The 20,948-nt window shown below is 64.2% G+C and carries 19 protein-coding genes; 8 read left to right on the forward strand and 11 right to left on the reverse strand.

Annotation, left to right across the window (positions count from 1 at the left end):
* Positions 1-28: 28 nt before the first annotated feature.
* Both AB7G19_RS24785 and AB7G19_RS24790 read right to left on the reverse strand, forming a co-directional pair.
* Positions 29-1,411, reverse strand: coding sequence for an aspartate aminotransferase family protein (locus AB7G19_RS24785; protein WP_441268173.1), 1,383 nt, complete (start codon positions 1,409-1,411; stop codon positions 29-31).
* A 195-nt stretch (positions 1,412-1,606) separates the two neighbouring features.
* Positions 1,607-2,938 (reverse strand): MFS transporter, encoded by a 1,332-nt coding sequence (locus AB7G19_RS24790; RefSeq protein ID WP_208086456.1) that lies wholly within the window; start codon positions 2,936-2,938, stop codon positions 1,607-1,609.
* A 155-nt stretch (positions 2,939-3,093) separates the two neighbouring features.
* On the opposite strand from AB7G19_RS24790, the gene AB7G19_RS24795 reads away from it, so the two are divergent.
* Together AB7G19_RS24795 and AB7G19_RS24800 are read left to right on the forward strand one after the other, a co-directional pair.
* On the forward strand, positions 3,094-3,837 hold the full coding sequence (locus AB7G19_RS24795) for an IclR family transcriptional regulator (protein WP_441268174.1): 744 nt from the start codon (positions 3,094-3,096) through the stop codon (positions 3,835-3,837).
* Between the two features lie 98 nt (positions 3,838-3,935).
* Positions 3,936-5,528, forward strand: coding sequence for an FAD-dependent monooxygenase (locus AB7G19_RS24800; RefSeq protein WP_441268175.1), 1,593 nt, complete (start codon positions 3,936-3,938; stop codon positions 5,526-5,528).
* Positions 5,529-5,558: 30 nt separating this feature from the next.
* On the opposite strand, the gene AB7G19_RS24805 is transcribed toward AB7G19_RS24800, so the two are convergent.
* From AB7G19_RS24805 to AB7G19_RS24820, 4 genes are all read right to left on the reverse strand, one after another.
* Positions 5,559-5,690 carry a hypothetical protein gene (locus AB7G19_RS24805; RefSeq protein WP_256468603.1) on the reverse strand — a complete coding sequence of 44 codons (132 nt, stop codon included), beginning with the start codon at positions 5,688-5,690 and terminating at the stop codon, positions 5,559-5,561.
* Between the two features lie 73 nt (positions 5,691-5,763).
* A complete protein-coding gene (locus AB7G19_RS24810; RefSeq protein WP_208086454.1) occupies positions 5,764-6,327 on the reverse strand; it encodes an isochorismatase family protein in 564 nt (187 codons plus the stop codon).
* A 25-nt stretch (positions 6,328-6,352) separates the two neighbouring features.
* Positions 6,353-6,973, reverse strand: coding sequence for a GNAT family N-acetyltransferase (locus tag AB7G19_RS24815; protein ID WP_063983664.1), 621 nt, complete (start codon positions 6,971-6,973; stop codon positions 6,353-6,355).
* Positions 6,960-7,577, reverse strand: a complete 618-nt coding sequence (locus AB7G19_RS24820) for a hypothetical protein (RefSeq protein WP_208086453.1) — start codon at positions 7,575-7,577, stop codon at positions 6,960-6,962. The genes AB7G19_RS24815 and AB7G19_RS24820 overlap by 14 nt, the downstream gene beginning before the upstream one ends.
* Positions 7,578-7,648: 71 nt before the next feature.
* Between AB7G19_RS24820 and AB7G19_RS24825 the strand changes: the two genes are divergently transcribed.
* Positions 7,649-8,689 (forward strand): LysR family transcriptional regulator, encoded by a 1,041-nt coding sequence (locus tag AB7G19_RS24825; protein WP_071914600.1) that lies wholly within the window; start codon positions 7,649-7,651, stop codon positions 8,687-8,689.
* A 20-nt stretch (positions 8,690-8,709) separates the two neighbouring features.
* Here the strand turns inward: AB7G19_RS24825 and AB7G19_RS24830 are convergent, their stop codons facing one another.
* On the reverse strand, positions 8,710-9,864 hold the full coding sequence (locus AB7G19_RS24830; protein WP_441268176.1) for an autotransporter outer membrane beta-barrel domain-containing protein: 1,155 nt from the start codon (positions 9,862-9,864) through the stop codon (positions 8,710-8,712).
* A 372-nt stretch (positions 9,865-10,236) separates the two neighbouring features.
* Between AB7G19_RS24830 and AB7G19_RS24835 the strand changes: the two genes are divergently transcribed.
* Positions 10,237-10,443 carry a cold-shock protein gene (locus tag AB7G19_RS24835; RefSeq protein WP_007591938.1) on the forward strand — a complete coding sequence of 69 codons (207 nt, stop codon included), beginning with the start codon at positions 10,237-10,239 and terminating at the stop codon, positions 10,441-10,443.
* A gap of 94 nt (positions 10,444-10,537) precedes the next feature.
* On the opposite strand, the gene purN is transcribed toward AB7G19_RS24835, so the two are convergent.
* Together purN and purM are read right to left on the reverse strand one after the other, a co-directional pair.
* On the reverse strand, positions 10,538-11,191 hold the full coding sequence (purN, locus tag AB7G19_RS24840; protein ID WP_038957360.1) for a phosphoribosylglycinamide formyltransferase: 654 nt from the start codon (positions 11,189-11,191) through the stop codon (positions 10,538-10,540).
* Between the two features lie 14 nt (positions 11,192-11,205).
* The gene (gene purM / locus AB7G19_RS24845; RefSeq protein WP_354179782.1) at positions 11,206-12,279 is read right to left on the reverse strand and encodes a phosphoribosylformylglycinamidine cyclo-ligase; all 1,074 of its coding nucleotides are present in this window, start codon (positions 12,277-12,279) and stop codon (positions 11,206-11,208) included.
* A gap of 154 nt (positions 12,280-12,433) precedes the next feature.
* Here purM and AB7G19_RS24850 point away from each other — a divergent pair, with 154 nt between their 5' ends.
* The 4 genes from AB7G19_RS24850 to ppx all read left to right on the forward strand — a co-directional run bounded on the left by AB7G19_RS24850 (position 12,434) and on the right by ppx (position 17,621).
* Positions 12,434-12,976 carry a CDP-alcohol phosphatidyltransferase family protein gene (locus AB7G19_RS24850; protein ID WP_063983669.1) on the forward strand — a complete coding sequence of 181 codons (543 nt, stop codon included), beginning with the start codon at positions 12,434-12,436 and terminating at the stop codon, positions 12,974-12,976.
* A 112-nt stretch (positions 12,977-13,088) separates the two neighbouring features.
* On the forward strand, positions 13,089-13,766 hold the full coding sequence (locus AB7G19_RS24855; protein ID WP_439036365.1) for a chromosomal replication initiator DnaA: 678 nt from the start codon (positions 13,089-13,091) through the stop codon (positions 13,764-13,766).
* 144 nt (positions 13,767-13,910) lie between these two features.
* Positions 13,911-16,103: an RNA degradosome polyphosphate kinase gene (locus AB7G19_RS24860; protein ID WP_439037339.1), complete on the forward strand. Its 2,193-nt coding sequence runs from the start codon at positions 13,911-13,913 to the stop codon at positions 16,101-16,103.
* Positions 16,104-16,118: 15 nt separating this feature from the next.
* Positions 16,119-17,621 (forward strand): exopolyphosphatase, encoded by a 1,503-nt coding sequence (ppx, locus tag AB7G19_RS24865; RefSeq protein WP_041957841.1) that lies wholly within the window; start codon positions 16,119-16,121, stop codon positions 17,619-17,621.
* A gap of 97 nt (positions 17,622-17,718) precedes the next feature.
* On the opposite strand, the gene AB7G19_RS24870 is transcribed toward ppx, so the two are convergent.
* Both AB7G19_RS24870 and AB7G19_RS24875 read right to left on the reverse strand, forming a co-directional pair.
* Positions 17,719-18,867, reverse strand: a complete 1,149-nt coding sequence (locus tag AB7G19_RS24870) for a PepSY-associated TM helix domain-containing protein (RefSeq protein WP_439037338.1) — start codon at positions 18,865-18,867, stop codon at positions 17,719-17,721.
* Positions 18,868-18,897: 30 nt separating this feature from the next.
* A complete protein-coding gene (locus AB7G19_RS24875) occupies positions 18,898-20,943 on the reverse strand; it encodes a TonB-dependent receptor (protein ID WP_441268177.1) in 2,046 nt (681 codons plus the stop codon).
* Positions 20,944-20,948: the final 5 nt, after the last annotated feature.

The following is a 20,948-nucleotide window of genomic DNA, read 5'->3' on the forward strand; positions in this document are numbered from 1 at the left end:
GGGCTCCTCGCAATGACGAGGAGAGAGCCTACGCCGGCGTCAGCTTCGCCACTTCCGGCTTCATGTCGTTCAGCACGCCCGTAATGGCCGCGATCAGCTCGTCGATCTGGGCCTTGGTGACGATCAGCGGCGGGCAGATGGCGATGGCATCCAGCATGTTGCGCGAGATCACGCCGCGCTCCTGGAGCATGCGGCTGGCGATGCCGCCGACGGCGCCGGGCGTGCTGGCGGCGGTCTTGCGTCCCTTGTCTAGCACGAGCTCGATCGCCGCGATCATGCCGACGCCGCGGACCTCGCCGACCAGCGGATCGGTGGTGAGCTCGCGCAGCTTGCCCTGCATGTAGCCGCCGAGCTCGGCGGCGTGCGCGACCAGGCCGCGCTCCTCGATGATCTTGAGGTTCTCCAGCGCGATGGCCGAGCCGACGGGATGGCCGCCCGCGGTGAAACCGTGGCCGAGCACGCCGATCTTGTTGCTCTCGTCCGCGATCGGCTCGAACATGCGATCGTTCAGGATGATCGCCGACAGCGGGAAATAGCTCGAGGTGATCTGCTTGGAGACCACCATCACGTCCGGCTTGATGCCATAGGTCTCGCAGCCGAACATCTTGCCGGTACGGCCGAAGCCGCAGATGACCTCATCTGCGACCAGCAGAATGTCGTACTTCTTCAGGACGGCCTGGATCTTGTCCCAATAGGTCGCCGGCGGCACGACGACGCCGCCCGCGCCCATCACCGGCTCGCCGAAGAAGGCCGCGATCGTATCCGGGCCCTCCTTCTGGATCAGCGCGTCGAGCTCCTCGGCCCGGCGCGTCGCGAACGCCTCCTCGCTCTCACCGGGCGCGCCGTCCTTGTAGAAATGCGGCGAGCCCGTGTGCAGGATGTTGGGCAGCGGCAGGTCGAACGAGCGGTGGTTGTTCGGCAGGCCGGTGAGGCTTGCCGAGGCAATGGTGACGCCGTGATAGGCGCGCATCCGGCTGATGATCTTCTTGCGCTGGGGCTGGCCGAGCGCGTTGGAGCGATAGGCGATCAGCTTGAGAACGGTGTCGTTAGCCTCCGACCCGGAATTGGTGAAGAACACCTTGCTCATCGGCACCGGCGCGAGCGCCACCAGCTTCTCGGCGAGGTCGATCGAGGGCCCGTGCGATTTGGCGGAGAACGTATGGTAGAACGGCAGCGCCAGCATCTGCTTGTGCGCCGCCTCGACCAGCCGCTTCTCGTTGAAGCCGAGCCCGACGCTCCACAGGCCGGCCATGGCCTCGAAATAGCGCTTGCCCGACGCGTCGAACACGTAAGGACCCTCGCCACGCTCGATCACCAGCGGACCGGCCTGCTGATGCGCGCGCGCATTGGTATAGGAATGGAGCTGGTAGGCCACGTCCCGGGCCTCTTGCGAATTGGGCAGCATGGACATTGCGGGATTCCTCAACGGTGCGTCATTGGAGGTCATGACGCAGACCTGTCCAAACGACGAGCTTGTCCAAAGAAAACGTCGACATCTTGGCTATTGCGGCAGGCCGCAACTTGCAACGTCATTTCGTTGGCAACAAGCGCACACGAGCGTTGCAGGAAAGCAGCGCTGGCACTTCGGCAGGATATATCGCCTCGGCTAGCCTCGCCGTGCCAGCACGAAGGCCGCCGCCGCGGCGATCAATGCCGGGACGGCCGCAGCGCCAAACAGCGGCTGCGGTCCCATGTCGCGGGCCAGCATGACGCCGCCGATCAGAGGCCCCACGATCGAGCCGATGCGGCCGATGCCCAGCGCCCAGCCCACGCCGGTCGATCTGATCGCCGTCGGATAGAAGGTCGCCGTCAGCGCGTTCGAGGCGATCTGTCCCCCGACGATGCAAAATCCCGACGCGAAGATCGCGATCGTGACCAGGACGATCGAATGGCTGGCCATCCCAACGGCGGCCACCGCGACCGCCGCAGCGAGATAGGTCAGCGACAGCGCGCGAAACGAGAAGCGGTCGATGAACTGGCCGAGCGTGAACGTGCCGACCACGCCGCCGACCTGGAGCATCGCACCAATCGCGGCCGCCCCCGAGACCGACACGCCGAGATCGTTCAGCACGGTGGGCAGCCAGTTCGACAGCAAATACAGGTCGAGCAGGCTCATGAAGAACACGACCCAGAGCAGAACCGTCACCGATGCGCGGCCCTCTGCAAACAAATGCGCGACGCGCAATCCCGACAATTTGGGCTCCTGGACCACGAATTTGGCATTGCCGGCGAAGGATACCCCCGGGGCTATCTTTTGCAGGAGGTTCGCCACCTCGCGGTCGCGGCCGCCCATCATCGCCAGGAACCGGATCGACTCGGGCAACGCCTTGAAGAGGAAAGGCAGAAGCAGCAGCGGCACGAGGCCGCCGACGAGGAACACCGAGCGCCAGCCGAAAGCGGGGATCATGGCGGCCGCCAGCAGTCCGCCCAGGGCCGCACCGATCGAAAAGCCTGCGAACATGATCATGACCATGGTGGCGCGGCGGCGATGCGGGCTGAACTCGGAGATCAGCGCAATCGCATTGGGCATTGCACCGCCGAGACCGAGACCGGTCAGAACGCGCAACGCGATCAGCCAGGTCGTATCCACCGCGAACACGGTGAGCAGCGTCCCGATGCCGAACACCAGCGTGCTTGCGAGGATGATGCGGCGGCGACCGATCCTGTCGGCCATCGGACCGAAGATCAGGGCGCCGATCATGAGACCCAGAAGCCCCGCGCTGAACACCGGACCCAGGCTGCCACGCGCCAGCTTCCATTCCTGCGCGACTGCAGGCGCGACATAACCGATGGCCTGGGTGTCGAAGCCGTCGATGAACAGCACCGCGGCGCAGACGAGCAGAACCCGGATCTGAAAGGCGCCGACCGGCTGACGATCGACATAGGCGGGAACGTCGACCGTGCCCGACACGATCCCATCCGTAGCTGTGACGGCCATGCCCAACCCCTCCCCGGCAGCTCACGCACTATTATTCTTCTTAAAATCTCTTATAGTGAGATTATAACGAAGGCAAGCCACTGCCGTGCCGCCGTTTTGCGGCCGACGCGAATGCGGGTATCACGGCGAATACGCGAAGCTGGATCGAATCTCACTTGGTCAAAGCAAACAGTCAGGATCGGGTTCTTGCCGTGCTCGATCTCTTCACCGAGGCACGGCCGCAATGGTCGCCCGAAGAGCTCATGAAGGAGCTCGGCTACACAAGGCCGACGCTGTATCGCTATCTGAAGAGCTTGAAGGACAGCGGCTTCGTGATGCCGACGCGCGGCGGCCGGTTCGCGCTTGGCCCGCGCGTGGTGGAGATGGACTATCTCAGCCGCCGTTCCGATCCGCTGATCGCAGCAGCCACCCCGCATCTGGAGCGGCTGTCGGCCGCGCACCCCTGTACGGCCCTGGTCGTGCGCTGGTATGGCGAAAAGATGCTGTGCGTGGCTTCAATCGCCTCCGTCGTGAATCCCGTAAGCAGCTATCCGCGTGGCCGACCGATGGCGATGGGACGTGGGGCAATCGCGCGCTCGATCATGGCCTTTCTGCCCAAGCAACGCGTAATGCCACTGGTGACGCGCTATGCCGCCGATCTGCGCAGCGTCGGCGTCGGCGACACCTCCGACGAAATCCTGGCAGCGCTGAAGCGCGTGCGGCGCGCCGGCGTCGCCGTTGCCTTTGGCGAAGTGACACCGGGCGCGGTCGGGATCGCCGCGCCGATCCTCGATGCGGGCTACCCGATCGCGAGCCTCTGCATCACGATCGCCGGACCACATGCCAAGGGCGAGTTGATCGATCGCATCAGCGCGGAGGTCCGCGAAGCGGCCCGGCAGATCTCCGAGGCTGCGACATAATAATCTCATTATTTGAGATTTTACTTGACGAGATCTGTACGACATCTCATGAGGACGAGCGATCGCGCCTCGCGCGATGACAATCGTGGGGAAGCGATGTGAGGCAGGCTTCAGCGGATAGCGACGCGCCCGTCGTGATCGTCGGCGGCGGACCGGTCGGGATGGGTCTGGCGATCGGCCTTGGCCAGCGCGGCATCAAGACCATCGTCGTGGAACGCCACGAACAGCCGCAGCCGATCCCCAAGGGACAGAACCTCACGCAGCGGACGATGGAGCATTTCCATTTCTGGGGCGCGGAGGCAGCGCTGCGCGCGGCCCGCACCATTCCTCCCGACTACGGCATCGGCGGAATGACCAGCTACGGGACGCTGCTCAGCGGCCACAATTACAACTGGCTGCAGCGCGAGCTCGTCCGCCCCTTCTATTTCACCGACAACGAACGCCTGCCGCAATACGCGACCGAAGCCGTGTTGCGGCAACGGGCGGCACAGCTTCCCTCCATTGACCTGCAATACGGCTGGACCTGCCGGGATGTCCGGCCTGACGCCGAGGGCGTGGGCCTCGACATCGAAAATCGCGACGGGATGATGCAGAGCCTTCGCGCCGACTACGTGATCGGCTGCGATGGCAGCCGATCGATCGTGCGCGAACGCGCCGGCATCACCCAGACCCGCTCCGACCACGACCGGCTGATGGTGCTGCTGGTGTTTCGCTCCGTCGAATTGCATCGACTGCTCGAGGCCTTTCCAGGCAAGTCGTTCTACAGCGTGTTGCATCCGGACCTCGAGGGCTATTGGAAGTTCTTCGGCCGGGTCGATCTCGGCAGCACCTGGTTCTTCCATGCCCCCGTTCCCGCGGACGCCACCGCCGACAATTTCGATTTCCGACGCTTGCTGCACGATGCCGCCGGCGCACAATTCGACATCGAGTTCGAGCACATCGGATTCTGGGATCTTCGCTTCACGGTCGCGGACAGCTACCGCGCCGGCCGCGTCTTCCTCGCCGGAGATGCCGCGCACAGCCATCCGCCCTACGGCGGCTATGGCATCAACACCGGCTTCGAGGACGCCGCAAATCTGGCGTGGAAGCTCGCCGCGACGCTGCAAGGCTGGGCGCCAGCCGGTCTGCTCGACAGCTACGATGCCGAGCGGCGTCCGGTGTTTGCGTCCACTGCGCGCGATTTCATCGAGACTCCGATCTTCCGCGACCGCGATTTTCTTCGCCGGCACGATCCGGCGCGCGATCGGGCGGATTTCGAGGCCGCCTGGCACGAGCGGCACTCCGGCGCGCGCGCCGAGGTCAACGCCTTCGAGCCGAATTACGAGGGGTCACCAATCGTCTTTGGTCCGGCCGGCGCTGTCTGCAGCGCGATCGGCTCGCACGCCTATCCGGCGCGCGCAGGTCATCATCTCACCCCGCAACCTCTGTCGTCAGGCAAAAACGTGTTCGAGGAATTGGGCGACGGCTTCACCTTGATCGATCTGACGGACGGCGCCGCGGCAACAGCTCTTGAGCAAGCCGCCGCGCGGCTTGGCATCCCGCTGACGGTGATCAGGGACACCGCATCAGGCGGACGCGAGAAATACGAGGCGCGGCTGATCCTGGTGCGGCCCGATCAATTCGTCGCCTACGCGGGCGACAACGCTGATGACGCATCCGATATCCTGATGCGCGCCATCGGCCGATCCTGAGAGAAACGCTTTCGCCGCAGGCCCGAAACCCTACGCCGCGCCGTCGTCATCCTCTTCGTCGGCAGCGCGAGCGGCTTCCCTCACCTCCACCAGCGCCATCGAGAGCAGATAGACCGTCGTGGGCAAGCCGACGCTGCGCGCCGTCTCCACAGCACGCGACAAATCGCTTGCCAGCTCCTTGAGCTCGTCCCCCCGTGACAATGTCCCACCCCATCCATCCGCCGACCACGGCCGCCTAGACCGCGATGGCGCCGCTGGTTCTGATCAGTTCGGCGCTGGCATGGACTGTAGCAAAATTCCCGATCACATTCACCACCGACTGTTTGTAGACGGCGGCATCGCCCGTGCCCGGCTGCCGGCAGGCCACGGCGTCAGTGACGATCTGGTAGCGATGGCTGCGGTGAAACCCGTCGACGGCGGTGGCCAGGATGGTTTCGTCCAGGGAAAAGCCGACCAGAATGCAGCGCACATTGCGGATATTGGACATGTAGTCCACGAACCGCGAAGAGCTGTAGGCCGACGGCAGCGGGTGCTCGAAAGTCATTTCGCCGGGCCGCGGCTTCGCCTCCGCGATCCAATCGGTCAGCCTGGATGCCGGATTGAACCACGCCGCCTGGGCGATGCGCTTCAGATGCATCACCGGCCAGAGATTGGTGCGCCACAGTGTCAGGAGCTCCAGGCAGCGCACGGTGGCGGCTTCGCCGTCGAGGATGACATGGCGACGCCCGGGGGTCAGATATTCGACCTGGAGATCCGCACAGACCAGGATCGACGGATCATCGGTAATGGAAGCCAGCATTGTCTTGCGCAGAGCTGCACCAATTTCAGTGATCGGCGAGTGCGAGGTCCCGTAGCGGCGAGGTCACCGCCCGCCCCGCGGATGCGTCGAGCACGCCGGGCCGGTCCCAATCGCCCTCGGGACGGATGATCACATAGGGATCGCTGTCCAGCGTGATGGCGTCCGGCCCCGGCTCGATCTCCAGCAGCATCTCCGTGTAGGAGAAATCCGAGAAGGTGATCTTGCGGTTGTGACCGAGCGGCTTGGCGCCGAAATGAGCCCAGAAATCGACCAGCCGGTCCTGCGCCTGGCCGTAGATCTTGCGAAAGCCCTTGCGCTTCACATAGTCGACGCTCGCCTGAACCAGCTTGAACGAGACGCGCGAGCGCCGATATTGATGACGCACCGCGAGCCGCTCCACCTTGGCGAAATCCCCGAAGAAGCGTACCCGCAGGCAACCCGCAGGCTCGTTGCCGACGTAACCGATGAAGTGCGCTGCGACCATGTCGTTGCCGTCGAACTCCTCGTCGAACGGACAATCCTGCTCGGCGAGATAGACCGCCGCGCGAATGGCGGTGACCAGCATGAGGTCGTTGGGATCGCGCGCGAGGCGAATGGTGATGGCGCGGGAGTCGGGCTTGGCGAGGGGAATCCTAGTGCCGTGCATCTGCAAAACTCCTTGTTTGGATGATCGCGCCCGGCATCCGCATCGGCTGCCGATGCCAGGGCCGCTCGTAACACCAGAGATCGGGCTGGAAGCTCGGGACGGGGTCGAATCCCGTCGCCTTCATGATGTCGCGTCCGGCCACGGTTGACGGCTGCGCATAGCAATCCGCGCCGCGAAACCTTACCTGACGTAGATGAGCCGCGGCCTTGCCGAGACCGGCGATACCCCGGCCTGTCGCCGCGATCGCCCAGATGTAGATCGCTGCAACGTCTTCCTTCGCGGAAGCGAGATAGCGCGTTTCGGGTGCGGTCAGGCAGATCTCGTCGAGCAGCAGCGCATCGTGTCCGCGGTCGTTGAGGAACAAGAAGGCCATGCCGCCGACCAGATTGCCCTTGCGACTGAATGTCAGGATGCTCTGAGGATCGAACGTGAAATATCGCGCAAGCTCTGCCGTTCCGATCTGCACACCCGGCACCAGCCGGTGCGCCATTTCAGAAAGCGCAGCAATTTCGGAAGATTGCGCACATCGGACATCGACGTCCGGACTGAGCGGCAATGCATCGAAATCATGCCTTGCGGCAAAGGAGCCCCTTTCCATACTCATGTCACCCCTCTATCGTCCGAGGATTTAGTGCCCCGCTATGACGATGACCTTAGCGGTTGGGGATCTGGCGTATGCAGCAGTTATTGCACCGGGGTGCTGCTTTGATGCAGCACCGTGAAGAAGCCCTGGACGCGTCCTGGGACGATTTGAAACTCTTTTTAGCGTGCGCAAAATATAAAAGTTTCCGCAACGCGGCCGAAGAACTCGGCCTCACCTCCACCACGCTGATGCGCAGGATCGACCGGCTCGAAGAGAGCATCGACTGCAAGCTGTTCCTGCGCGACCAGAGCGGACTGACGCTCAGCGATGAAGGCGCTGCGATGATCGCCGACGTCGCGCATATGGAGCGTCATGCCTTCAACGTCTTCCGGCGTGCCTCGCGATCGTCGAACGACACGTCAGGCACGGTGCGCGTTGCGGTGACGGAAGGCCCCGGCAATTTCTGGATCCTGCCGCGGCTGATCGATTTCCAGAAGACCTATCGCAAGATCACCGTCGATCTGCGCTGCGCGATGGAGCAGGCCGACGTCGCCCGGCTTGAATCCGACATCGCGATCCAGCTCGAGCCGCCGACCAATCCCGACCTGATCGTCGCCAAGCTCGGCCGCCTGCACATCTATCCCTTCGTCTCCAGGGAATACGAGAACCTCTACGGCGTGCCGGCGTCCCTCGCCGAGTTGAAGAACCATCGCATCATCAAGCAGAGCGCGCCGCAGGTCGACGACGGCGCCTACGCCCGCGTGCTTGGACTGAAGTCGCTCGAAGGCATCGTCGGAATCAAGACCAACTCCTCGGTCGGCGTGCTCTATGCGGTGGAGCGCGGCGCCGGCATCGGCTTCCTGCCGACCGTGTCGATCGCGCTCGGCGCACCGCTCGTTGCCGTCGATCTCGGTGTCAGCCACCACGCCGATCTCTGGCTCACCTATCACAAGGAATTCCGCAACTCCGAGCGCCACAAGATCGTGGTCGACTGGCTGAAGAAGATCTTCGATGCCAAGACCTATCCCTGCTTCCGCGACGAGTTCATCCATCCGAATGCGCTGGTGCCAATGATGACGGCCGCGCGCGAGGGCTTTGGGCTAACGGGTTATGTCGCGGCAACGCCGACGTAGACGCAGGGCGCGCTTCGCCCTCACCATCTGTACTCGAAGCCGACCGTGCCCTGATGCGACGTCAATTCGTTGCGGAACTTGCCGTCATAGTTGATGTAGAGCCGCGCGACGCTCGTGAGGCTGAGCGAGGCCGAGGCGCCGGCATCCATGCCGTAACGGCTCTCCCCGATGCCGGGAACGACGATGCTCTGGGTTCCCAGGCTGACCTGAACCGATCCCAGGTTCTGGTAGAAATTGTCGACGAACTTGCCGTAGGCCGACAGGTCCAGGATCTTCTGGTCGTAAATGAAGTAGCGCCCGATCTCCGCGCCGATCATCACGCGCGCGCGTGAGAGTGCCGTGGAGCCGACGTTCAGTGGATCGAGCCCTCCGGCCTCCTGGAACGCGGCGCTGGTGGCGCGCACATATTCGAGCGCGCCCTTGGGCACGATGCGCATCTGGTCCTTGGTCCAGTAATAGCTGATCTCGGTCAGGCCACCGTCGATCGCGGCACGATAACCCGCGGTCGCAAGACCAACGCCCGTGTCCCTGCTGGAACGGACCTTGCCGAAACCGTGCACCACCGCGAACGCCCAGGTCCACGGTCCCTTGTCGACCGAGCCGTTGAAACCGATTTGCGTCAGGTCGAGCGTCGCCGATTGGAGCGCCAGCGGCACGTCGATGTCGGTATGGCTCTGGTCGAAGGAGAAGCCGAGATTGACGCCCGGCGCGACCCGCGCGCCGAAGCCGGCGACACCGCCAAACGTCTTGCGCTTGTCGCCAAGGAAATCGCCCTGCGCGTCGGTCCGGACCGAGATGCCATAGCCTTCGAACCAGGTGCGGTAGAGCGGATCCTCCGTGCTCGCCGAGGCGCCGCCCCCACCGGGATTGGTGCGCGATGCACGGTTGACGCCGCTAGAGGCCTGGTTGCCGAGCCGCTCCAGGAAATTGGAGCCAAGATTGAGCGCACTGTTGCCGGCCGACTGGTCGTAATTGGTCGCGGTCGGCATGGGGGTCGGTGACGGCGCGGGTGTCGGGGTCGGGGTCGGCGTGGGCGTCGGGCTCTGCGCAAACGCTGATGTCGCCGACATCATCACGACGAGTCCAAACGCCATGACGAGCGCAGCCGCGATCCGGCGGACACGGCCCAGCCCGACCGTCTGCCGTGTCCCGGAGAGCTGCAGGGCGCAGCGCATAACGACCAATCCCGAAGCAAAGTGGCGGAGCGCAAAAATGCAACACGAACGGCGCGCGCTTGCGGCGATTTGTGCCGAACTGCCACGCAGGGTCAACCGGTTGGCGCGCTGGAGCGGGGCTATTGCCTCGATTGTGGTTCCCTTGCCACAGGTCGCAAATAGCAGACAGCGACACCCGCCGCGATCTTGAAAGCCGTGCACCGCTTGCTAACGCGCGAATTTCATGTTGCAATATTGGACACAATCGGAATTGGCCGCTCGGCTGTGCGTTTCGCGACATTGAGACTCGAACAGACTACCGGAAGCCCGTTTGTGGCGTGGCACGCGAAACTGCGGCTGCGTCTTTTTTGTATCTAGTGGAGGAGATGAGCGATGCCGCAAAAGGGCACCGTCAAATGGTTCAACCCGACCAAGGGCTATGGGTTCATCAAGCCGAACGGCAGCGATAAGGACGTGTTCGTCCATATCTCGGCCGTCGAGCGTGCCGGACTCTCGACCCTTAATGAGAACCAGGTGGTTGAATACGACCTCGTGGAGAACCGCGGCAAAGCATCCGCGGAGAACCTCAAGGTCTCCTGATGTCTCTCAAAGCTTAGCGCGAGAGATCATGACGATGCCCCCGGCTCTGCCGGGGGATTTTGTTTGCGAAGACGAAACACGGTGCGACGGCGCTTCAGCGCACCACCGGCGAAACCAGAAAATTCTCCGACGGCCCGCTACCCGCCGTCTTGCACACATCGCCCTCGATCCGGACCTTGCCGGTCGCTAGCAACCGCAGCGCTTCGGGATAGATGCGATGCTCCACCTCGAGAATGCGCTCCGACAGCGTAGCGCCCGTGTCGTGGTCGCTGACGGGGACTGCACCCTGCATCACGATCGGGCCAGCATCGGTCTCGGGGATCACGAAGTGCACTGTCGCGCCAGACAGTTTGACGCCGGCGCGCAAAGCCTGACCGTGCGGGTCCAAACCAGGGAATGACGGCAGCAGCGACGGATGGATGTTGAGCATCCGCCCATACCAGGCCTTGGTGAACTCGGCCGTGAACAGGCGCATGAAGCCGCCGAGACAGATCAGCTCGATGCCGTGCTGGTCGAGCGCGGCCTGCAGCAGCTTTTCAAAGCCGGCGCGGTCCTTGCCGAACGGCTTGCTTTCGATCACCAGCGTGTTGACGCCGCTCGCCTTTGCGCGTTCGAGCCCGAGAGCGTCGGCCTTGTTGGAGATGACGAGCGAGATTTCCGCTGGAAACTCCGCCGCAGCAGCGGCCCTGATCAGCGCGGACATGTTGGAGCCGCGGCCGGAGATCAGGATGGCGACGCGCCGCTTCATCACAGCGCCAGTCATCACGGTGCCAGGTCGAGGTGGCCGTTATAGACGACGCGATGCTCGCCCTCGGCCGGAATCACGGTACCGAGCTGCGCGACCGTCTCACCGGCATCGCTGAAGACCTGCACGACCTGATCGACCTTGTCGGGCTCGACGATCGCGATCATGCCGATGCCGCAGTTGAAGGTGCGCAGCATCTCGAGCTCGGCGATGCCGGCTTGGGCAGCCAGCCATTTGAACACCGGCAGCACCGGCAGGCGCGCCAGATCGATACCGACGCCGAGATCTTTCGGCAGCACGCGCGGAATGTTGTCGGTGAAACCGCCGCCGGTGATGTGGGCAAGCCCCTTCACCGCGCCGGTCTCGCGGATCGCACGCAGGCAGGATTTGACGTAGAGCCGCGTCGGCGTCAGCAGCGCGCCGCCGAGCGTCATGACCGGCGCGAACGGGGCCGGCGCCTCGAAGCTGAGGCCGGACTGCTCGACGATCTTGCGCACCAGCGAGAAGCCGTTGGAGTGCACGCCAGACGAGGCAAGGCCGATCACTGCATCGCCCGCGGCGATGTCCTTCCGCGGCAACAAGGTACCGCGCTCGGCGGCGCCGACGGCAAAGCCGCCGAGGTCGTAGTCGCCGTCCTTGTAGAGGCCGGGCATCTCGGCGGTCTCGCCCCCGATCAGGGCGCAGCCGGATTCGCGGCAGCCTTCGGCGACACCGGCGACGATCGAGGCGGTCGCCTCCGGGTCGAGCTTGCCGCAGGCGAAATAGTCGAGGAAGAACAACGGCTCGGCGCCCTGCACCACGAGGTCGTTGACGCTCATGGCGACGAGGTCGATGCCGATCCCGCCATGCAGGCCGGTCTCGATCGCGATCTTGACCTTGGTGCCGACCCCGTCGGTGGCGGCAACCAGGACGGGGTCCTTGAAACCGGCCGCCTTGAGGTCGAACAGGCCGCCGAATCCGCCTATCTCGGCGTCGGCGCCGGGCCGCGCGGTGGCGCGCACCATCGGCTTGATCAGATCGACCAGGCGGTTGCCCGCGTCGATATCGACGCCTGAATCGGCGTAAGTGAGGCCGTTTTTGCGGTCGGTCATGCCCGATTTCCAGTGGGTTTGCGGCTGGTTACGTCGAATTCCGGGGACGCGCAATGGCAAGCGTGGCGCCCCGCCCTATACTATGTAGATATCAACCGGTTCAGCCTTCAAACGGGCCGGATTCGAGATCAGGCCGGGTGCCAGGAAGCGCCGCGTGAGTATTCCGAATATCATTACCCTGGGCCGCATCATGCTGGTCCCAATCATCGTCTGGGCCATCGTGTCGAGCCAAATGGAGGTTGCGTTCGCCGTCTTCCTCATTGCCGGCGTGAGCGACGCGGTCGACGGCTTCCTCGCCAAGCGCTTCAACATGACGAGCGAGCTCGGCGCCCTGCTCGATCCGCTCGCGGACAAGGCGCTGCTGGTCTCGATCTATCTGGCACTGGGGATCTGGGGCGACATCCCGCGCTGGATCGTGATCCTGGTGGTGTCGCGCGACATCATGATCGTCGCCGCCGTGATCGTGTCCTGGCTGTTCGACAAGCCGGTCGAGATGAAGCCGTCGAAGGTGTCGAAGCTCAACACCGCCGCCCAGGTGGCCTACGCGGCGCTGGTGCTGGCCTCCCTCGCTTTCGGCTTCAAACCGGCGCCCTATGATATGATCCTGATGGGCCTCGTCACGGTCTTCACGCTCTCTTCCGTGTCGCTCTATCTCGTCGAGTGGCTGCGGCACATGAGCACGATCGAGGCCAAGTAGCACGATCGAGGCCAAATGAGCCGGGATGCGGCCCCGCAAAAGGCCAACTCCCGCTCGATGACGTCGAATCTCTTCAAACGAAGCCGGCGCGCCGGCACGGAGCACAGCAAGCGTGGCAGGCCGCGTTCATCCCCGACAATTGGCATTCTCGCTTCCGCACGCGGAAAGCCTCAGCCGGGACAATTTTCTCGAAGGCCCCGCCAACGAAGCCGGTCTTGCCCTCATCGATGCCTGGCCTGAATGGCCGAACCGGATCATGTGGCTGGCCGGCCCGGAAGGAAGCGGCAAGAGCCATCTCGCCGCGATCTGGGCCGAGGCTTCCGGCGCCCGCTCGACCACAGCCAATGGGTTGACCGCCGAAAACGTCCCGGGCGCGCTCGCCACCGGCGCGCTGGTGGTCGAGGATCTCAGGGCAAAACAGTTCGACGAGCGGGCCCTGTTTCATCTGATGAACCTCGCGCGCGAGGATGGGGCCTACCTGCTCTTCACCGGCCGCGAGGTACCGGCGTCGATCGAGATCGAGCTGCGCGACCTGCGCTCGCGGCTGCGCGCGGTGCCTGTGATCTCGCTGCTGCCGCCCGACGACCAGCTCTTCCGCGGCCTGATCGTCAAGTTCTGCGCCGACCGCCAGCTCACCGTGGATGAGAGCGTGGTCAGCTACCTCGCCACCCGCCTGGAGCGGTCCTCGGCGGCCGCGCGGGAGGCCGTGCAGCTGCTCGACAGCGAGGCCCTGCGCCTCGGTCGCCCCGTCACGCGGGCGCTGGCCGCCGAGCTGCTTCGGGACGCCTGACCCTTCCGCCTTGGCTCCAAGGCCGCTTGACGCGGCGCAGCGGCGGAACATCAATGTCATCGAAACGTCATCGGACTAACACATGCTCCCGCCGGTTTTGCGCATAAGTCGCAAATTGAGGCGAACTGGATGGATCGACTTCTGATGGACTCTGCGCAAGCTGTTGAAATTAAAGAAAAAGCCCCGGAGACCGAGGGCCTGCCGGCGATTGCCTCAAGTCCCGAGCGCTTCATCAATCGCGAGCTCTCCTGGCTGCACTTCAACCGCCGCGTCCTCGAGGAAGCGGTCAATCCCAGCCACCCCATGCTGGAGCGGGTGCGTTTCTTGTCGATTTCAGCGAATAACCTCGACGAATTCTTCATGGTCCGCGTCGCCGGCATCAAGGCCCAGATCCGCGAGGGCATCGCCGAGCGCAGCCCCGACGGCCTGACGCCGTCCGAACAGCTCGCGCTGATCAACCGCACCGTCTCGCAGCTTGCCTCTGACCAGCAGGCGATCTGGCGCGACCTGCGCGGCACGCTGGCCGACGTCGGCATCGTGCTGGTCGACGGCAAGGACGTCACCAAGGCGGAACGAACCTGGGTCGAGGACTACTTCCTCAACAACGTGTTTCCGCTGTTGACCCCGCTCGCGATCGACCCGGCTCACCCCTTCCCGTTCATTCCGAGCCTCGGCTTCACCATCGCGCTCCAGCTCACGCGCGCCGCCGACGGCAAGCAGATGAACGCGCTGATTCGTATGCCCGGCAAGATCGACCGCTTCATCCGGTTGCCGGCCGAGGGCAAGGTCGTGCGGCTGATCTCGCTCGAGCAGGCGACCGGGCTGTTCATCAACCGCCTGTTCCCCGGCTACAATCTCCACGGCCAGGGCGCCTTCCGCATCATCCGCGACTCCGAGCTCGAAATCGAGGAAGAGGCCGAAGACCTCGTCCGCCTGTTCGAGACCGCTCTGAAGCGCCGCCGCCGCGGGTCCGTGATCCGGCTCGAGATCGACGGCAAGATGCCGGAGGAGCTGCGCAGCTTCGTGCAGCATGCGCTGTCGGCCGCCGACGACGAGGTCTTCCTGGTCGACGGCGTGCTCGCCATGAACGAGCTCTCGCAGCTCACCCGCCTCGACCGGCCCGATCTCGAATTCACCCCTTACGTACCGCGCCATCCCGAGCGCGTGCGCGAGCATGGCGGCGACATCTTTGCCGCGATCCGGCAGAAGGACCTCGTCGTCCATCATCCCTACGAATCCTTCGACGTGGTGGTGCAGTTCCTGCAGCAGGCCGCCCGCGATCCCGATGTCGTCGCGATCAAGCAGACGCTCTACCGCACCTCCAACAACTCCCCGATTGTGCGCACGCTGGCGGAAGCCGCCGAAGCCGGCAAGTCCGTCACCGCGCTGATCGAATTGAAGGCGCGCTTCGACGAGGAGGCCAACATCCGCTGGGCCCGCGACCTCGAACGCGCCGGCGTGCAGGTCGTCTACGGCTTCCTCGAACTGAAGACGCACGCGAAGCTCTCGATGGTGGTGCGCCGCGAGGGCGGCGGCCTCACCACTTACGTCCACACCGGCACCGGCAACTATCACCCCGTCACCGCACGTATCTACACCGACCTCTCCTACTTCACCTCGGATCCGACCATCGGCCGCGACGCGGCGCGCGTGTTCAACTTCATCACCGGTTATGCCGCGCCGAGCGATCTGGAAAAGATGGCGGTGTCGCCGCTGACGTTGCGCAAGCGCATCATCGAGCACATCCAAGGCGAGACCGCGCATGCGCGGCATGGCCGACCCGGCGCGGTCTGGATGAAGATGAATGCGCTGGTCGACCCCGACATCATCGACGCGCTCTACGAGGCCTCGCAAGCCGGCGTCCAGGTCGAGCTCGTCGTGCGCGGAATCTGCTGCCTCAGGCCCGGCATTCCAGGCCTGTCGGAGAACATCCGCGTCAAGTCGATCATCGGGCGCTTCCTGGAACACGGCCGAATCTACTGTTTCGGCATGGGCCAGGGCCTGCCGAGCGCGAAAGCGGCTGTGTATATCTCCTCGGCCGACATGATGCCGCGCAACCTCGACCGCCGCGTCGAGGTGCTGTGTCCGCTGCAAAATCCCACGGTGCATCAGCAGGTTCTCGAACAGATCATGGTCGCGAATCTGAAGGACAATGAGCAGAGCTGGCAATTGTTGCCGGACGGGTCCTCGACGCGTATGAAGACCGCGAAGGGCGAGGAGCCTTTCAATGTCCACAACTACTTCATGACAAATCCGAGTCTATCTGGCCGTGGAAAGTCGCTCAAGGAATCCTCGCCGCGCCGTCTCACGCGCCGTAATGAACGTCATCAGTCTTGATCCGGGATCGAGGACGTGAAGCGGCCGCGTAAGCGCGGCTCGAGCGTCGCGGTCATCGATATCGGTTCCAACTCGGTCCGTCTCGTCGTCTACGAGGGACTGACGCGGAGCCTCATTCCGATCTTCAACGAGAAGACGCTGTGCGGCCTCGGGCGCGAGGTGCAGAGCACGGGCCTGCTTGCGCCCGATGCCGTCGACAAGGCGCTGACCTCGCTGAAGCGGTTCCGGGCCCTGTGCCGCGTCATGCAGGTCGGTCGCGTGTTTGCGATTGCGACCGCAGCCTGCCGTGACGCCTCCAACGGCCCCGACTTCATCGCGAAAGCCGAGCGCATCTGCGCCGTGAAGATCGAGATCCTGTCGGGCCCGCGCGAGGCGCGGCTGTCGGCGCTCGGCGTGATCTCCGGCATCCATCATCCCGACGGCATTGTCGGCGATCTCGGCGGCGGCTCGCTCGAGCTGATCGACGTGCGCAAGAACAGCGTGCGCAGCGGCGTGACGTTGCCGCTCGGTGGCCTCGCGCTCCAGGACCTCGCGCACAAATCGCTCAAGCGCGCCGACCGCATCGTGCGCGAGGAGCTCGACGAGGTGCCGCAACTCACCGCCGGCCGCGGCCGCACCTTCTACGCCGTCGGCGGCACCTGGCGCGCGCTGGCGCGCATCCACATCATCCAGAGCGGCTATCCGCTCCAGGTAATGCACGGCTACTCCATTTCCGCAGCTGAAGCGCTGGACTTTTCGCGTCGGCTCCGCCGGCTTGCGGCCGCCGACATGCTGGCCGACATCGAGATCGTCGCGGATGCCAGGCGCCCGCTCCTCACCTATGCGGCGCTGGTGCTCGAGCACATCATCCGCGTGGCGAAACCCAAGTCCATCGTGTTCTCGACCTTCGGCGTGCGCGAGGGCCTCTTGCACGAGAAGCTGTCGGAATCCGAGCGCAACAAGGACGGGCTGATCTGCGCCGCGGAAGAGCTCAATCAGCTGCTGTCGCGTTCGGCAAAGCACGCCCGCGAGCTGATCGCCTGGACCGACCGCCTCGCGCGCGTGGTGAAGCTGCGCGAGACCGAAGAGGACCGCCGCTTGCGCCACACCGCGTGCCTGCTCTCCGACATCGGCTGGCGCGTGCATCCCGACCATCGCGGCGAGCAGACGCTGAGCCTGGTCGTCAACGGCAATTTCGGCGCAATCACCCACACCGAGCGCGCCTTCGTCGGCCTGTCCGTGTTCTACCGCTATGCCGGCCTGAGCGAGGAGAACCAGCCGCCGGTGACCATGCAGGAACTGCTGACACCGGCCCAGCTCGAACGTGCCCGTCTGCTGGGCGCGGCGTTCCGCGTCGCCCATCTGATCTCGGCAGCACGCCCGGGTGTGCTGCCGGCTACGCATTTCCGCAGCCAGGGCCGCAATCTGATGCTGGTGTTCGAGCACCGGCTCGTCGACCTCGTCGCCGACCGCGTCGGCAGCCGCTTCCGCGCCCTCGCCCGCCTGATCGGCCGCTCCGGCTCGATCGTGCGGCGCTAGAGCATGATCCGGAAAAGTGCGCAGCGGTTTTCCGAAAAGATCATGCTCAAACAACAACCTAAAGCGCGATAAGGATTCATTCCAAGCTCATCGCGCTTTAGACTCGCCGGCCGGTCCTGATCCTTCCCGGACGCTTCTTGAGCCACATGATCGCGCCGCTGATGAACAGGGCGAGAGGTGCGAAGCCGGTTGCGAACACGAACAGGCGCCCGATCAGCCCGAACGTCGCGCCGTTATGGATCCAGAGCTGTTCGGCCAGATAGCGATCCCCCATCGACATCGCGGCCGAAGTGCGATCGTGCACCACTGCGCCACTCCATGGATCGAGCCAGATCGCCCCCCGGGCACGTACCGCGGGATCAACACCCGCGGCCCGGAACTGCACCCGCCACGTGTTGCGCGTTTCGGTGGGCGGGCTCAGCATGGCAACCGCCATGCCCGGCTTGGCCGCTTGCGCGCTCCGCATGATCGCATCGGGTGATAGCGGCGGTGTCCCCGTGGGGGGCGGCGCTTCGATCCGCGGCGACGGATCGGCTGTCGGTTGCGACACAAGGCCAACGATGGGACGCACGACGTCGGGAAAAATGATCCCGACGCCGGTCATCGAGATCACCGTGAGCGCGAGCAGCGCCCAAAAGCCGGCCGTGCCGTGGAGGTCGAAAACAAATCGAAGCAGCGAAACGTCCTTCCGGACCGACACCGATCGCCAGAATCGACCCGGCCTCGGCCACCACAAGATGAGGCCTGACATGGCCAGGCCGAGCAGCATGAACCCGACAACGCCGACCAGCTCTTTGCCCCACCACTCGTAGAGCAGCAGCGTGTAGTGCAGACGATAAACCTTGAGGGAAAACGCGTTGATGTAGTCACGCCGCCCGAGCACCTTCCCGTTCGAAGGATCGACCATGGTCGTCCAGCGATTCGGGTAGCGGCCTTTCGCAGTTTCATGCGCATGTATCACGACCCAGACCGGCCAGGTCCGATCCGGCGCGAGGATCGTGGCTATCGGCGCGGGATCCGCTGCCGCGGCGGCGCGCATCACCTCGCTCAGCGTAGCCTCTCGTTCCCGACCGGCGGGAGTGTAAAGCGCCGGGTTCAGGGCGGCGTCGATTTCCCGATAGAAGACGATGAAGCTACCCGTGAGGCCGATCAGCACCACGACGATGCCGCCGAGCAATCCGAGCCATCGATGAGCCCACAGAAGCCCGCGCCGTGCGCGTCCGGTGAGGTTCGGGGCCGGCAACATCGCCGTTGCACGCGTCAAAGCCGACCCGCCTCAGAAATCCGTCGACATCGACAATAGCAGGGTTCGCGGGACACCTTGCGACAATGCGGAGAAGCTCGCCACGCCAGCCCAGTAATTGGTATCGAACACGTTCTGAACCAGGGCCCGCAGCGTCACCGGCCGGTTGTTGATCCGCGTGTTGTAGCGGGCACCCAGGTCGAGCCTCGTCCAGGCCGGAACGACCTGCGTGTTCGCCGCATCCAGATATTGGTGTCCCGTATAGATGGTGTTTGCGACCAACGTCAGTCCGGGTGCGAACGGCGTGTCCCATTCGGCGGACAGGTTTGCCTGCACCTGAGGCACACCGATCGGCGTCTTGCCGAGATTGGTTGGCGTGCTTGTCTTTGTCAGCTCTGCATCGATCAACGTCACGCCGCCAAGGACTCGTATGCCCGGCTGCACCTCTCCGAATACGGTGAACTCCAGGCCGCGATTGCGCTGTTCGGCGTCGGCCCGGAAGATCTTGTCGACCCCCAATTGTCCCGACGGCTTGGTGATCTGGAACACGCTGATCGTGGTGGCCAGCATTCCGAAGTCGACCTTGACGCCTGCCTCGTGCTGCTTGCTGAAGTAAGGCGCAAGAACTTCCCCCTGATTGCTCGCGGTCGTCGGTGCGACATCGCCCTTGCTGAGCCCTTCGATGTAGTTGGTGTAGAGCGAAACGTTGCTCCAGGGCTTGACGACGAGGCCGACCATCGGCGTGAGCGCCGTCTGGTCATAGGAGGACGTGACCGCTCCCGTGGTGGTATTGAAGTTGTTGGACTTCACCCCCTGCTGGCGCACGCCGACGGTCAGCTGAAGGCGCTCCTGAAAAACCGACAAAGTGTCAGCCAGCGCCAGGCCGGTCAATTCGGTATCCGAAAGCTTCGGAACAGTCGCGGGAGCAGCAACGAGCTGCTCAGGACGGGCGATCGGCGCATAGATGTTGGACAGAACCGACGTTCCGGACACAGAGCCCCGTGAGATCTGATCCGTGTAGTAGCTGCCCTGGAAACTCACGGCGTGACTGATCGCGCCGGTTTCAAACCGGGCGCGCACACCGGCGTCGGCGACATTCCTGTCGATATCGAATTTGAATCGTCCCGGTGTCGACGTGGTGTTGCCGGCAGCGTTCAGGATCGTCGGCGTGCCGAACAAGCGATCGACCTGGGTCCTGCCGCCACCGCCGTCGGCGAACACCGTCACGGACTCCGTCACATCGTATTCGGCGCGCGCCAGCAGCGAGTTGTCGTGAACCTTGGCCCATTCCCAGGCCTGCGTGACGTTGCGCCTCCCGACCGGCGCGGTCGGGACAGCTACGCCTGTTGCGACCAGAAACGGTCTCGTGGGCGCGTCGAACTTTTCTTCCTGATCGATGAAGTCGAGCGATGCTCTGAATTTCTCACCGCGATAATCGAATGCGGCGGCGCCGACATGCGCCTCCCGGTTCTGGTTGTCCAGCGGCGTATCACCATTGTGATAGCTGCCATTGACGCGAATTCCGAATTCGCGGTTCTCGCCGAACCGTCGGCTGACGTCGAGATGCGTGCCGAACTGGCTGTTCGTCGCGTAGTCGGTCGTAACCCGTGTGAGATCGACATCAGAGGCACGCTTCGGGACGATATTGATGGTGCCCCCGACGCTGCTGTTCGGGGCCATCCCGTAAAGCAGCGCGGTCGGGCCCTTGATGATCTCGATCCGTTCGACGTAGTCGGTGAAGACACGGTAGTTCGGCGCAACACCGTAGACACCGTTGAAGGCAATTTCTCCGACATTCCCCTCGCCGATCGGAAAGCCGCGGATGAAGAAGGAGTCGAGAATGCCGCCGGTCTGACCGGTGAAACGGACCGAAGGGTCGTTGCTGACGACGTCGGCTATCGTGCTGGCCTGCTGATCTTCGATCTTCTTCGCCGTGTAACTGGTGATGTTGAACGGCGTGTCCATGAAATCCCTGTTGCCCAGCAAGCCGATCTGGCCTCCGCGGGCGACCTGCCCACCTGGGTAGGAGGGCGGGAGTGCGCCGGGCCTTGCGGCAGCGGGCTTCGCTTCCGCCTGCATCCTGG

This window comes from Bradyrhizobium sp. 215_C5_N1_1 (assembly GCF_052075935.1).
Classification (GTDB): Bacteria; Pseudomonadota; Alphaproteobacteria; order Rhizobiales; family Xanthobacteraceae; genus Bradyrhizobium; species Bradyrhizobium barranii.